Source organism: Actinomadura sp. NPDC048394, assembly GCF_040651755.1.
In the GTDB taxonomy this organism is placed as follows: domain Bacteria; phylum Actinomycetota; class Actinomycetes; order Streptosporangiales; family Streptosporangiaceae; genus Spirillospora; species Spirillospora montaniterrae.
Window position 1 is genome coordinate 49,233 of record NZ_JBEZJL010000011.1, and the last position, 13,115, is coordinate 62,347.

The 13,115-nt window shown below is 74.9% G+C and carries 10 protein-coding genes; 7 read left to right on the forward strand and 3 right to left on the reverse strand.

Annotation, left to right across the window (positions count from 1 at the left end; translation table 11 throughout):
• Window positions 1–145: 145 nt before the first annotated feature.
• Window positions 146–1,468: an aromatic acid exporter family protein gene (locus tag AB0C78_RS09735; RefSeq protein ID WP_151546737.1), complete on the forward strand. Its 1,323-nt coding sequence runs from the start codon at window positions 146–148 to the stop codon at window positions 1,466–1,468.
• Here AB0C78_RS09735 and AB0C78_RS09740 read toward each other — a convergent pair.
• Entirely contained in the window at window positions 1,459–2,853 is a 1,395-nt protein-coding gene (locus tag AB0C78_RS09740) for an MFS transporter (RefSeq protein WP_360744403.1), read from the reverse strand. The two genes, AB0C78_RS09735 and AB0C78_RS09740, sit on opposite strands and share 10 nt — an antisense overlap.
• 60 nt (window positions 2,854–2,913) lie before the next feature.
• On the opposite strand from AB0C78_RS09740, the gene AB0C78_RS09745 reads away from it, so the two are divergent.
• From AB0C78_RS09745 to AB0C78_RS09755, 3 genes are all read left to right on the forward strand, one after another.
• Complete coding sequence (locus AB0C78_RS09745; protein WP_360744406.1) at window positions 2,914–3,486, forward strand: TetR/AcrR family transcriptional regulator; 573 nt, start codon at window positions 2,914–2,916, stop codon at window positions 3,484–3,486.
• A gap of 71 nt (window positions 3,487–3,557) precedes the next feature.
• Entirely contained in the window at window positions 3,558–4,136 is a 579-nt protein-coding gene (locus tag AB0C78_RS09750; protein WP_360744409.1) for a TetR/AcrR family transcriptional regulator, read from the forward strand.
• A gap of 15 nt (window positions 4,137–4,151) precedes the next feature.
• On the forward strand, window positions 4,152–4,943 hold the full coding sequence (locus AB0C78_RS09755) for an MBL fold metallo-hydrolase (protein WP_360744412.1): 792 nt from the start codon (window positions 4,152–4,154) through the stop codon (window positions 4,941–4,943).
• A gap of 7 nt (window positions 4,944–4,950) precedes the next feature.
• Here AB0C78_RS09755 and AB0C78_RS09760 read toward each other — a convergent pair whose 3' ends face one another.
• Complete coding sequence (locus AB0C78_RS09760; protein WP_360744415.1) at window positions 4,951–7,191, reverse strand: ATP-dependent RecD-like DNA helicase; 2,241 nt, start codon at window positions 7,189–7,191, stop codon at window positions 4,951–4,953.
• Window positions 7,192–7,389: 198 nt separating this feature from the next.
• On the opposite strand from AB0C78_RS09760, the gene AB0C78_RS09765 reads away from it, so the two are divergent.
• On the forward strand, window positions 7,390–9,537 hold the full coding sequence (locus tag AB0C78_RS09765; protein WP_360744418.1) for a M28 family peptidase: 2,148 nt from the start codon (window positions 7,390–7,392) through the stop codon (window positions 9,535–9,537).
• A 25-nt stretch (window positions 9,538–9,562) separates the two neighbouring features.
• Here the strand turns inward: AB0C78_RS09765 and mtnA are convergent, their stop codons facing one another.
• Window positions 9,563–10,594 carry an S-methyl-5-thioribose-1-phosphate isomerase gene (mtnA, locus tag AB0C78_RS09770; RefSeq protein WP_360744421.1) on the reverse strand — a complete coding sequence of 344 codons (1,032 nt, stop codon included), beginning with the start codon at window positions 10,592–10,594 and terminating at the stop codon, window positions 9,563–9,565.
• Between the two features lie 159 nt (window positions 10,595–10,753).
• Here mtnA and AB0C78_RS09775 point away from each other — a divergent pair, with 159 nt between their 5' ends.
• Together AB0C78_RS09775 and AB0C78_RS09780 are read left to right on the forward strand one after the other, a co-directional pair.
• Window positions 10,754–11,527, forward strand: a complete 774-nt coding sequence (locus AB0C78_RS09775; protein ID WP_360744424.1) for a hypothetical protein — start codon at window positions 10,754–10,756, stop codon at window positions 11,525–11,527.
• Window positions 11,524–13,086 (forward strand): DNA polymerase Y family protein, encoded by a 1,563-nt coding sequence (locus AB0C78_RS09780; RefSeq protein ID WP_360744426.1) that lies wholly within the window; start codon window positions 11,524–11,526, stop codon window positions 13,084–13,086. The genes AB0C78_RS09775 and AB0C78_RS09780 overlap by 4 nt, the downstream gene beginning before the upstream one ends.
• The last annotated feature ends 29 nt before the right edge of the window (window positions 13,087–13,115 follow it).

The following is a 13,115-nucleotide window of genomic DNA, read 5'->3' on the forward strand; positions in this document are numbered from 1 at the left end:
ACCGCCCTCCGGCAGGGGGGCCGCGGGCTTTGCCGGAAGTTCACCCGGCGCCGGGAAGGAAGCGGATCGGCGTCCCCTTGAGTATTGGGTGCCCGAAAGGGCATGCCGACCCTCGTACCGCTGATCCCGACCCATCCGTGCACCGATGCCTCAAGCGTTCTTCCGCCGTCCGGGCCTCCTCGACCGCGAGGGCCGCGCCGTCCGCTCGCCGATCCAGGTGGCGACGGAGGCGCCCTCGTCGGTGTACCGGGTCGCCCGGCTGACGCTCACCGCCGTCGCCGCGTACCTGATCGCGCTGACCCTGCTGCCGCCCGGCCCGAAGCCGCTGCTGGCGCCGCTGACCGCGCTGCTGGTCGTCCAGCACTCGGTCTACGAGACGGTCAAGCACAGCCTGCTGCGGGTGGGCGCGGTCACCTCCGGGGTGATGATCGCGGTCCTGTTCTCCAACGGGGTGGGGTTCTCCTGGTGGAGCCTCGGCCTGTCGATCCTCGCGGCCCTGATCATCGGGCACGTGCTGCGGCTCGGCGACCAGATGCTGGAGGTGCCGATCAGCGCGATGCTGATCTTCGCCTTGGGCGCGTCCAGCGGCGCGGGCGCGGCGGACCGGATCCTGGAGACGCTGGTCGGCGCCGCCACCGGGCTGGTCGCCACGTTCCTGGTGCCCTCGGTGCGGGTGCGTCCCGCAGAGGAGGCCGTCCAGGACGTCGCCGAGCAGCTCCGGGAGCTGATCCAGAAGATCGCCGACGGGCTGCAGGGCGACCCCGTCGAGGGCGAGGCAGCGCGCTGGCAGGAGGACGCGGAGCGGTTCGCCCGCGACATCGGCCGCACCGACCAGGACCTGCGGGACGCCGAGGAGAGCGTCCGGCTGAACCCCCGCACGCAGGCGCGGCGGCTGGTCGACGCGGGCGTCGCGCTGCGCAACGCCGTCGAGACGATGGAGCACTTCACGCTGTCGCTGCGGGGGCTGACCCGGTCGCTGGCCGACGACGAGCGGCTCGGCCCGCGCGGGCGGCTGCTGACCGACCCGACGCTGCGCCGCCAGCTCGGCGACGCGCTCGCGGGGATCGCCGCGAGCGTCGCCGCCTACGGCCGGCTGGCCCGCTCGGACCTCGCCACCGACGCCCGCCCGTACCTGGCGGAGAACGAGCTGGAGGTGCGGGTCGACATCGCCCGCGAGCGGCGCTCCCGGCTCACCCGCAGCCTGCACGAGCGCGCGGCGGCGGGCGACCTGTGGCCGCTGTACGGCGAGGTGTCCATGGACATCGACCGGCTGATCGAGAACCTGCGCGTCGAGCACCGGGCCCGCGCCCGCGAGCACTGGCGGCGGCACCGCGGCGCGACCCGGCACCTGCCGGAGCGTCCGGTCCGGGTCGTCCAGCAGGCGGGGCACCAGCTGCGCCGGGCCGCCGCGTCCGCCGCCGCCGCGGCCGAGCGGACCGCCCGCGACTCCGACGACTACTACCGCTGACCGCCTTGAGGCGCCCGGAGCGGGGCGCGGTCGGGGCCGGTCGCCGCGTCCGCGCGCGCCGGAGGCCGGAGGACCAGCCGCAGGGCGGGGAGCGCGCCGAGGACGGCGAACCCGGTGGTGGTGGCGAGCATCGCGCCCAGGCCGTCCAGCCGGTACGGGATGCCGAGCACCGCGACGCCCGCCGCGATCCCGACCTGCTTGGCGGCGCTGGTGATGCCGCCCGCGACGCCGGCCCGCTCCGGCGGCGCCGACGCCAGGGCGACCTGGCTGGAGACGAGGTTGCCGACCCCGGCGAGGCCGCCCACCACGAATCCCGGCACCATCGCCGGCCATGACCGGGCAGGGTAGGCGGCCAGCAGGAGCAGCGACGACACCGCGGTCAGCAAGGGGCTGAGGGCGACGAGGACCGCCGGCGGGAACCGGTGCGCGACCCGCCCGAGCAGCAGCGGCGTCGCGAGGGCGGGGAGGCTGTAGGTGAGGAACCACAGCCCGGCCTCCGCGGGCGGGGTCCCCATCGTGCCCTGGACGTAGAGCGAGAAGTAGCCCAGGGCGCCCGCGCCCGCCACGTGGGAAGCGAACGCCGCCGCCGTGTTGGCCGCGTAGAGCCGGTTCCGCAGCAGCGACAGGTCGATCATCGGATCCGGGACGCGGCGGGCGGCGAGACCGGCGGCCCCGGCGCCGGCGGCGGCCAGCGGCAGCAGCACGCCGGGCGCGCCCCAGCCGAGGTGGGGGCCCTCGATCAGCGCCCACATCAGCCCGCCGAGCGCCGCCGTCAGGCAGGCGGTCACCACGGGGTCGAACGGGCGGGGGCGGGGGTCCCTGGACTCGCGCACCGACCGCAGGGCGACGGCGAGCGCCGCGAGCCCGAGCGGGACGTTCAGCAGGAAGATCGCCCGCCAGCCGAACAGCCCGGTGAGCGCGCCCCCGGCCAGCGGCCCGGTGGCGATGGCGGCGCCGGACGCGGCGGCGAAGACGCCGATCGCCCGGTTGCGGGCGCGTCCCGCCGGGTAGGCGGCGGCGAGCAGCGGCGAGGCCGTCCCGTACAGCACGGCCGCGCCGCAGCCCTGGACGGCCCGCAGCGCGGCGAGCGCCCCCGCGGTCGGCGCGAGCGCGCAGGCCAGGGACGCGGCGGTGAACGCGACGAGCCCGGTGATGAACATCCGGCGGCGCCCGTACCGGTCCGCCAGCGCTCCGGCGGGCAGCAGCAGGACGGCGAGGGCGAGGGCGTAGGCGTCGATGGCCCACTGCGCCCCGCTGAGCCCCGCGTCCAGGCGCCGGCGCAGGTCGGGCAGCGCGATGTTGACCCCGACGAGGTCGAGGACGAGCAGGTAGCCGGCCGCCGAGGCGACGGCCGTGGTCCACGCCGGACGGTGCGCGACGCGCATGGCGCCTCCTTAATATACAGCGTAGATATACGGCGTATATTAAGGGCTAGACTGCGCTCCGTGAAGACCCCGGCCCAGCGCGGGCGCGGCACCCGCGGCCTCACCAGGGACGAGGTGCTCGACGCCACCGTCGAGCTCGCCGAGGAGCGCGGCCTCGGCGCGGTGAGCATGCGCGCCGTCGCCGACCGGCTCGGCGTCACCCCGATGGCCCTGTACCGCTACGTCGGCGACAAGCAGGGGCTGCTGGACGGGCTCGTCGAGCGCCTGCTGCGCGACATGCCGGACGACGATCCCGCGCTGCCCTGGCGGGACCGGCTGCGCGCGTTCGGGTCCGGCATCCGCGCGATCGCCCGCCGGCATCCCGACCTGTTCATGCTGCTGCTGACCCGGCCGACCGTCACCGAGGAGTCGCGCCGTCCGCGCAACGCGATCCAGGCGATGCTGCGCGACGCCGGGGTGCCGGAGGACGTCGTCCGGCCGCTGCAGCGGCTGCTCGACACGGTCGGCATGGGGCTGGCCGCGTCGGAGGCGAACGGCCGCTTCACCGGCGACCCGGAGGGCGTCGAGGAGGTGTACGACCTGGCGGAGGAGATCTTCACCGCCGCCATCGAGCGGTACGCCGCACGCGGCTGACACGCCCCCGCCGCCAAAAATAGAGAGACCGGTCTATTGAATAGCTAGACCAGTCGGTCTAGAGTGGCGGCATGGCACCACGGGGCGAGACGAGAGAGCGGGTCCTGCGGACCGCGGCGGAGCTGTTCCAGCGGCAGGGCTACCACGGCACCGGGCTGAACCAGGTGCTGGCGGAGAGCCGGGCCCCCAAGGGGTCGCTGTACTTCCACTTCCCGGAGGGCAAGGAGCAGCTGGCGTCGGAGTCGGTGACGCTGGCGGGCCGGGAGGTCGGCGAATCCCTCGCGCAGGCGGTGCTCGCCGCGCCGGACGCGCGGTCCGGCATCGCCGCGATGGCCGAGTACTTCGCCCGCAACCTGATCGAGTCGGACTTCGCGAAGGGATGCCCGGTCGCGACCGTCGCCCTGGAGTCCGCCGCGGAGAGCGAGCCGATCCGCTCGGCGTGCGACACCGTCTACGGGGAGTGGCAGCAGGGCATCGCCCTCGCGCTGCGCGGCTGGGGCGTCCCCGAGGACCGCGCCGAGCCGCTCGCCGCGACGGTCCTGTCGTCCCTGCAGGGCGCCCTGATGCTCGCTCGCGTCCAGAAGGACACGACCGTGCTCCGCACGGTGACGGCCCACCTGGCCGACCTGATCGAACCCACCACTCGTTGATGACAGGGGGCCCATATGCGCGTGCATCATGTCGACTGCGCCCGGATGCTGGAGATCGAACCGGCCGACGGGCCGGACAGCCCGCTGAGACCCGCGCACGCGGTCAGCCACGTCCTGATCGTGGAGACGGAGTCGTCCGGGCTCGTGCTGGTGGACGCCGGCATCGGCGCCGGCGACATCGCGGACCCGTCCGGGCGGCTGATGGACGACTGGGTGGAGATGACGCGGCCGGCGCTCGACCCCGCCACGACGGCGAAAGCTCAGGTGGAAGCCCTCGGCCTGTCCCCCTCGGACGTCCGCCACATCGTGGTGACGCACTTGCACCGCGACCACGCGGGCGGGCTGAGCGACTTCCCCGACGCGGCGGTGCACCTGTTCGAGGCGGAGCGGGCGGACGGCGGCAAGACCCCGGCGCAGCTCGCGCACGGCCCGAAATGGGTGACCTACGACAGCGGGCCCGGCGACCGCTGGAACGGGTTCGACGGCGTCCGGCCCCTCGACGGCGTCGCCGAGGACGTCCTGCTGGTCCCGCTGCACGGGCACACGCCCGGCCACGCGGGCGTCGCGGTGCGGGACGGGGACCGCTGGCTGCTGCACGCCGGCGACGCGTACATGTACCACGGCGAGGTCGACCGGCCCGAACCCGCCGGGCACCCGCTGATGGACCTCGTCCAGGCGAGCGGGGAGGTGGACCGGGAGCAGCGGCTCGCGGGCGTCGCGCGGCTGCGCGAGCTGGTCCTCGATCCGGGCAGCGGCGTCGAGGTGTTCTCCGCGCACGACCCGTGGGAGTTCGCCCGCTACGCGTGAGCGTCCGCTACATGTGGCCGATGCGGTGGGCGAGGGCCGTGTGGCGGCGGCCCGCGCCCGCCGTGCGGACGGCCGCGGCGAGCGCCCGCCGCGACCCGACCAGCACGACCAGCTTCTTCGCTCGGGTGATGCCGGTGTAGAGCAGGTTGCGGCGCAGCATCATCCACGCGCCGGTCGTCAGCGGGATCACGACCGCCGGGTACTCGCTGCCCTGCGACCGGTGGATCGTGATGGCGTAGGCGTGCGCCAGCTCGTCCAGCTCGTCGAAGGCGTAGTCGATGCTCTCGTCCTCGTCGGTGAGGACGGTCAGCGACTGCTCCTCCAGCGACACGGCGGTGACGACGCCGACCGTCCCGTTGAAGACGCCCGCCTCGCCCTTGTCGTAGTTGTTGCGCAGCTGGGTGACCTTGTCGCCGACGCGGAACACGCGCCCGCCGTAGCGGCGTTCGGGACGGTCGTCTCGGTGCGGGGTGAGGGCCTCCTGGAGCTGCGCGTTCAGCGCGCCCGCCCCGGCGACGCCGCGATGCATCGGCGTGAGGACCTGGACGTCGCGCCGTGGGTCGAGGCCGAACTTGCGCGGGATCCGGTTGGCGACGACGTCGACGGTCAGCTCGGCGGCCTCCTCCTGCTCGTCGCAGGCGAACAGGAAGAAGTCGGGGTAGCCGCGGGTATGCGGGTGCTCGCCGGTGTTGACGCGGTGCGCGTTGACCACGATCCCGGACTGCTGCGCCTGCCGGAAGATCTTCGTCAGCCGGACGCGCGGGATCGCCTCGGCGCCGAGCAGGTCGGCCAGCACCTCGCCGGCGCCGACCGACGGGAGCTGGTCGACGTCGCCGACCAGCAGCAGGTGCGCGCCGCGCGGAATGGCCTTGACCAGCTTGTTCATCAGGATCAGGTCGACCATCGAGCTCTCGTCGACCACGACGAGGTCGGCGTCGAGCGGGCTGTCTTGGTCGTACTTGGCGTCGCCACCGGGCTGGAGCTGCAGCAGCCGGTGCACCGTCGCGGCCTCGTGCCCGGTCAGCTCGGCGAGCCGCTTGGCGGCCCGTCCGGTCGGCGCGACCAGCACGATCTTCGCCCGCTTCGCGGCGGCCAGCTCCACGACGGACCGGACGGTGAAGCTCTTCCCGCAGCCGGGCCCGCCGGTGAGGACGGCGACCTTGGACGTCAGCGCGAGCTTGACGGCCTCCTCCTGCTCGGGCGCGAGGGCCTGCCCGGTGCGCTTCTTCAGCCACGGCAGCGCCTTGTCCCAGTCGACGTCCGCGAACGCCGCGAGCCGGTCCTCCTTCGCGTCGAGCAGCTCGCGGAGGCCGCGCGCCACCGACCGCTCCGCCCGGTGGAACGGGACGAGGTAGACGGCCGGGATCGTCGCGGCGTCCTCCCCCTCCCCCGGGATCGGCTCGCGGACGACGCCCTCGTCGCGGGCCAGCTCGTCGAGCGCCGGGACGATCAGGTCCCGCTCCACGCCGAGGATCTTCTCCGCCGCCGTGACGAGGTTCGGCTCGGGCAGGAAGCAGTGCCCGTCGTCGGCGGCCTCCGACAGCGTGTACTGCAGGCCCGCCTTGATGCGCTCGGGGCTGTCGTGCGGGATGCCGACGGCCTGCGCGATCGTGTCGGCCGTCTTGAACCCGATCCCCCACACGTCCGCGGCGAGCCGGTAGGGCTCCTTCTGGACGGTCTCCACCGACCGGTCGCCGTACTGCTTGTAGATGCGGACGGCGAGCGACGTCGAGACGCCGACGCCCTGCAGGAAGACCATCACCTCTTTGATGGCCTTCTGCTCCTCCCACGCGTCGCCGATCCGCTTGGTGCGCTTCGGTCCGAGCCCGGGGACCTCGACGAGCCGCTCCGGCTCCTCCTCGATGATCCGCAGGATGTCGGTGCCGAAGTGGCCGACCATCCGGTCCGCCATCACCGGCCCGATGCCCTTGATCATGCCGGAGCCGAGGTAGCGGCGGATGCCCTGGATCGTCGCCGGCAGCACGGTCGTGTAGGAGTCGACCTCGAACTGCTTGCCGTACTTCGGGTGCGACCGCCACCGCCCGGTCAGCTTCAGGCTCTCCCCCACCTGCGCGCCGAGCAGCGCGCCGACCACCGTGAGCAGGTCGCCGCCGGTCCGCTCCGTCGCGACGCGCGCGACGGTGTAGCCGGTGTCCTCGTTGGCGTAGGTGACGCGCTCCAGCACGGCCTCCAGCACCACCGGGCGAGGCGGCGGGGGCTGGGCCGGATTCGGGGAGCGCGACGTCACAAACCTCATGATGTCGGATCCGTGCGGCCGCGCCGGTCCGATTTTCTTGATCGATCCAGGAACATGCAGATCACGGCGGCCGGGAAGTGATCTTGTCGGCGCGGCCGTGGCCGGATCCGGCAGCGGTTCTGGATCTTCCGTTGATCGCGACGTACGTTCCGGGCGCACCCGTACCGCACGTACTGGGAGGTAACGCTGGTGTTCCGCTCCCGAACCCCGGCACTGGCGGCCCTGAGCGCCGCCGCCGTCACCCTCGCCGCAGCCACCCTCGACGCCGCACCCGCCACCGCGCAGCCCACCGCGGCCCCCACCACTGGGAACGATCCAATCGCCGGGTTCACGGCGCAGAGCTCCCGCTGGCAGCGCCAGTACGAGAAGCTCTTCAGCGCCATTCCGTCCCCGGCGAAGGCCCGGTCGCTCGACGCCGAGCTGTCGAGCGAGCCCGCCGTCACCACGACGACCGGCGACTGGCACCGCGTCCGGCGGATCGTCAAGCAGTTCGCGTCGTACGGCCTGAAACCGCAGATCAGGACCTACTACGCCTACACGTCGCTGCCGAAGAAGGTCAGCCTGCAGATGACGGCGCCGCAGTCCGCGACGCTGCCGGTCAAGGAGAAGCAGCGCCCCTGGCAGAAGCACTTCGACGAGGTCATCCCCGCGCACAACGGGCTCTCGCCGTCCGGGGACGTGCAGGGCGACGTCGTCTACGCCAACTACGGCCGCCCCCAGGACTTCGAGCAGCTCGCCAAGGCCGGCGTCTCGGTCAAGGACAAGATCGTCCTCGTCCGCTATGGGCAGGTGTTCCGCGGGATCAAGCCGCGCGACGCCGCCCGGTACGGCGCCAAGGGCGTGCTGATCTACTCCGACCCCGCCGACGACGGGTTCGGCCGCGGCCCGGTGTACCCGGACGGGCCGTGGCGCGCGTCCGACGGCATCCAGCGCGGCAGCGTCGCGCAGATCCAGCTCGCGTCCGGCGACCCGCTGACGCCCGGCTGGTCGGACGACTCGCCGAAGGCCCGGCGGCTGAAGCCGTCCGAGGCGCCGATGCTGCAGGGCCTCGTCCCGACGCTGCCGATCTCCTACGGCGCCGCCGAGCCGCTGCTGCGCTCGCTGACCGGCGCGCAGGCGCCGAAGGACTGGCAGGGCGGCCTGCCGTTCACCTACCGCCTCGGCCCGGGCGGCACGAAGGTCCACCTCGACCTGGAGAACACCTTCCAGGTCCGCAAGCTGTGGGACGTCACCGTGACGATCCCGGGCAGTGAGCGGCCCGACCAGGAGGTCGTGCTCGGCGCGCACCACGACGCGTGGGTGTACGGCAGCGACGACAACCTGTCCGGGACGGAGAACGTCCTGCAGATCGGCCGCGCGCTCGGCACGCTCCTCAAGCAGGGCTGGCGGCCCAAGCGGACGGTCGTCCTCGCCACCTGGGACGGTGAGGAGTACGGCCTGTTCGGCTCCACCGAGTACGCCGAGCAGCAGGGCGAGCGCCTCCGCAACGCCGTCGCGTACGTGAACATGGACGGCGCGGGCGGCTCCCAGTTCGGCGCCGAGGCGACGCCCGCGCTGGACCAGTCCGTCATCGACGCGGCCAAGGAGGTCGCCTGGCCCGGCACGGACGGGACGGCCTACGACGCGTGGAAGGCGCAGAACGGCGGCAAGACGCCGATCGACCGCATCGGCGGCGGCTCGGACTTCCAGGCGTTCTTCCAGCGCTACGGCGTGCCCGCGATGAACCTCGGCTCGTCGTCGCCGGGGTCGTCCGGCAACTACCACTGCTCGTGCGACGACTTCTACTGGATGTCGCACTTCGGCGACCCGACCTGGGAGTACCACGCGGCGATGTCGCGGCTCGTCGGCATCGCGACGCTCCGGCTCGCCGACGCGGACGTGGTGGCGCTGCGGTACTCGCCGTACGCCGCCGAGACCGCCCAGTACCTGACCGCGTTCACCGAGCAGCAGCGCACGCGGCTCGGCAAGGTGGTCGTGGACGTGTCCCGCGACATCGACCAGGCCAAGGCGTGGCAGAAGGCCGCCGACGCGTTGCAGGCGCGTGCGCAGCAGGCCCTGGGCAAGGGCGACACGGCGGAGTTCCGGCGGCTGAACGCCCGGCTCATGCAGGACGAGCGCGACCTGCTGTCCCAGGCGGGGCTGCCGGGCCGTCCCTGGTACCGGCACCAGATCTACGCCCCGGGCATGGACACCGGCTACGCCACGCAGCGGCTCCCCGGCCTCAACGACGCCCTGTTCCTGCAGAACGACCCGGCGACCGCGAAGGCCTACGAGGCGCGCCTCTACTCGTCCCTGCGCGCCGCCACCCGCACCCTCACCCCGGAGGGCGACGGCTGAGATCCCGTCCCGGGCCGCGCTGGCGTCAGGTCCGCGCGGCCCGGCCGGGGGTCTCGCCGTCCGCCACCTCCAGGACGCCGGTCTCGGTGACCAGCGCGGACACCAGGCGGGCGGGGGTGACGTCGAACGCCGGGTTGAACGCGCCGGCGGCGTCCGGGGCCGTCCGGACGCCGTTCCAGGCGAGCACCTCGCCGGGGTCGCGCTCCTCGATCGGGATCCCGTCGCCGGACGCGAGCGCGAGGTCCACGGTGCTCCACGGCGCGGCGACCACGAAGGGCACGCCCGCCGCCGCGCACGCCAGCGCCACGCCCACCGATCCGATCTTGTTGGCGGTGTCGCCGTTGGCGGCGATCCGGTCGGCGCCGATGACGGCGACGTCCACCAGCCCGCGCAGGATCGTGCTCGGCGCGGCGCCGTCCGCCTGCACCAGGCAGGTGATCCCGGCCCGCACCAGCTCCCAGGCCGTAAGGCGGGAGCCCTGCAGCAGCGGGCGCGTCTCGTCGGCGTACACCTTCTCGACCCGGCCCCGGTCGTGCAGCTCGCGGACGACGCCGAGGGCCGTGCCCCAGCCGGCGGTCGCGAGCGCGCCGGCGTTGCAGTGCGTGAGGATCCGCAGCGGACGGTCCGGCGCGCGGGCGGTGATCCAGTCGGCGCCGAACGCGCCGATGGCCCGGTTGTTGCGGACGTCCTCGTCCAGCACCGCCTGCGCCTCCGCGACCACGGCGTCCACGCCCTTGGCGACGAGCGGGACGGCCCGGTCGACGCCCGCCGCGAGGTTGACCGCGGTGGGGCGCGCCTCCCGGACCCGGGCGATCGCCGCGTCACGTGCCGCGGCGTCCCAGCCCTCGCGCTCGGCCTGGAGCATCGCGATCGCGACGCCGAACGCGCCCGCCACACCGAGGGCGGGCGCGCCCCGCACCACCAGCCGCCGGATCGCGTCCACGAGGGCCTCGACGTCCCGGACCACCACGTGCTCGACGCGCCCGGGCAGCACGGTCTGATCCAGCAGCCGCAGCCCGGCCCCGGCCCATTCCACCGTCCGCACGTCGTCCGTCATATCGCCCATTCTGCCCGGTGGGCGCCGCGAAGCCGTACCCGGCAAGGCTTTTCGGCGCCCCGGGCCGTCCCGGACATCCATACCGTGACCTGCGGTAACTTGACAGAGGTCGAACTTGTGTTCGAAATTAGGCGGAGGGGCGCGAGAGGAGGGACGACCGTGCCGGAGGCGGCGCTGCGGGACCTGGCGAGGTCGCTGGAGCACGCGTCCGCGCCGCCCGCCCGCGCCGTCCCCGTGCTGCCCGCGCTGCGCCCGGTGATCCCCGGCGGGCTGCGTCCCGGCTCGGTCACCGGGCTGGACGGGCCCGGCGCGGCGTCGCTGGCCCTCGCGCTCGTCGCCGGCGTCTCGCGGCACGGCGGCGAGGACGGCGCGGGCGGCTGGTGCGGGATCGTCGGCGTCCCGTCGTTCGGCGTCGTCGCCGCCGCCGGGATGGGCGCCGAGCCCGAGCGGCTGCTGCTCGTCGACGACCCCGGCGACCGCTGGCCGGACGTCGTCGCGGCGCTCGCCGAGGCGGTCGAGCTGGTGCTGCTGTGCCCGCCGGAGCGGCCCGGCGCCGCCGCCGTCCGCCGGCTGTCCGCCCTCGCCCGCAAGCACGGCTGCGTCCTCGCACTGACCGGCCCGTTCGCCCGCGACTGGCCGGGCGTCCGGCTCCGCCTGCGGCTGGACGGCGCCGCCTGGGAGGGCGTCGGCGACGGCCACGGGCGGCTGCGCGGCCGCCGCGTCCGGGTGGTCGCCGAGGGCCGCGACGCCCCGGGCCGGGGCCGCCGCGCGGACCTGTGGCTGCCCGCCGCCGACGGCACCGTCGAGCCCGCCGTGCCGGTGCGGCCGCCGCTGGAGATCGTCCCGCCGCCCGCGGTGAAGGACGGCGCGCCCGTGCACACCCGCCGCGACGGCGAAGCGGCCGTCGTCCGCATCCGGGAGGGGATCGCGTGACGCGGGTGCTGGCGGTGTGGTGCCCGGACTGGCCCGTCACGGCCGTCGGGGTCGAGGCCGCCACGGCGGGGGCCGTGGTGGTGCAGGGGCGGATCGCGGCGTGCTCGGCGGCGGCGCGGGCCGAGGGCGTCCGGCGCGGGCAGCGGTTGCGGGACGCGCAGCGGCGATGCCCCGACCTCGTGGTGCGGGAGCGCGACACCGACGCGGAAGGGCGGCTGTTCGAGGCCGTCGTCGAGGCGGTCGCGGAGCTGACGCCGCGGGTCGAGGTGGTGCGGCCGGGGCTGTGCGCGATCGCGGCGCACGGTCCGGCGCGGTTCTACGGCGGTGAGGAGGCGCTGCGCGTCCTGGTGCAGGACACGGTCGTCGAGGCCGGGTACGACTGCGGGTCCGGGATCGCGGACGGCCTGTTCGCCGCCGAGCTGGCCGCGCGCGCCGGGCAGGGCGGCGTGGTGGTGCCGGAGGGCGGCGCGGCGGCGTTCCTCGCGCCGTACCCGCTGTCGGTGCTCGACCGCCCGGAGCTGGCCGACCTGCTGGCACGCCTCGGCATCAAGACCCTGGGCGCGTTCGCGGACCTGCCGTCCGGGCACGTCGCGGGACGGTTCGGCACGGACGGGGCGCTCGCGCACCGGCTGGCGCGCGGCGAGGAGCCGCGCCCGATCGCCCCGGTCCGCGCGGCGGCGGACCTGTCGGTGCGCGCGACGTTCGACCCGCCCGCCGAGCACGCCGAGCAGGTGGTGTTCGCGGCGAAGCGGCTGGCCGACGAGCTGCACGAGGGCCTCGCGGCGGGCGGGCTGGCGTGCGTGCGGCTGGAGGTCGAGGCCGGGTTCGCCGACGGGCACGTCCTGCGGCGGCTGTGGCGGCACGACGGGCGGCTGTCGTCGCTCGCGGTCGCCGAGCGGGTGCGGTGGCAGCTGTCGGCGTGGCGGGACGGCCGCCCGGCGGCGGGCGCCGACCCGGAGGGCATCGAGGCGCCCGCCGAAGAAGAGGAGGCCGTGTGGGGCGGCGTGACCTGGCTGGAGCTGGCGCCCGACCAGCTCGTCCCGGACGGCGGGCGGCAGGAGGCGCTGTGGGGCCGGACGGCCGTCACCGACCGCATCGCGCGCGCCGCCGACCGGATCCAGGGGCTGCTCGGGCACGGCGCGATCACCCGTCCGGTGCTGGCGGGCGGGCGCGGGCCGGGCGAGCAGGTCGTCCGGGTGCCGGTCGGCGACCTGCCGCCGGCGGGCCTCCCGGACGGCCCGTGGCCGGGGCGGCTGACCGCGCCCGCGCCCGCCGTGGTGCCGGTGGCGGCGGCGGAGGCGGAGCTCGTCGACGCGGACGGGGCGCCGGTGGTCGTGTCGGCGCGCTGCGCGGTGTCGGCGCCGCCGGCCGCGCTGGTGCTCGGCGGCCGTCCGGCGGCGGTGACCGGTTGGACGGGCCCATGGCCGGCGGACGAGCGCTGGTGGGACCCCGCGCACGCCCGCCGCCGCGCCCGCTTCCAGATCGTCACGGACGACGGCGCCGCCTACCTCCTGACCGCCGAAGGGCGGCGCTGGCACGTGGAGGCCACCTATGACTAACCGCCGCGACTCAACGCGCTTGGAGGCGG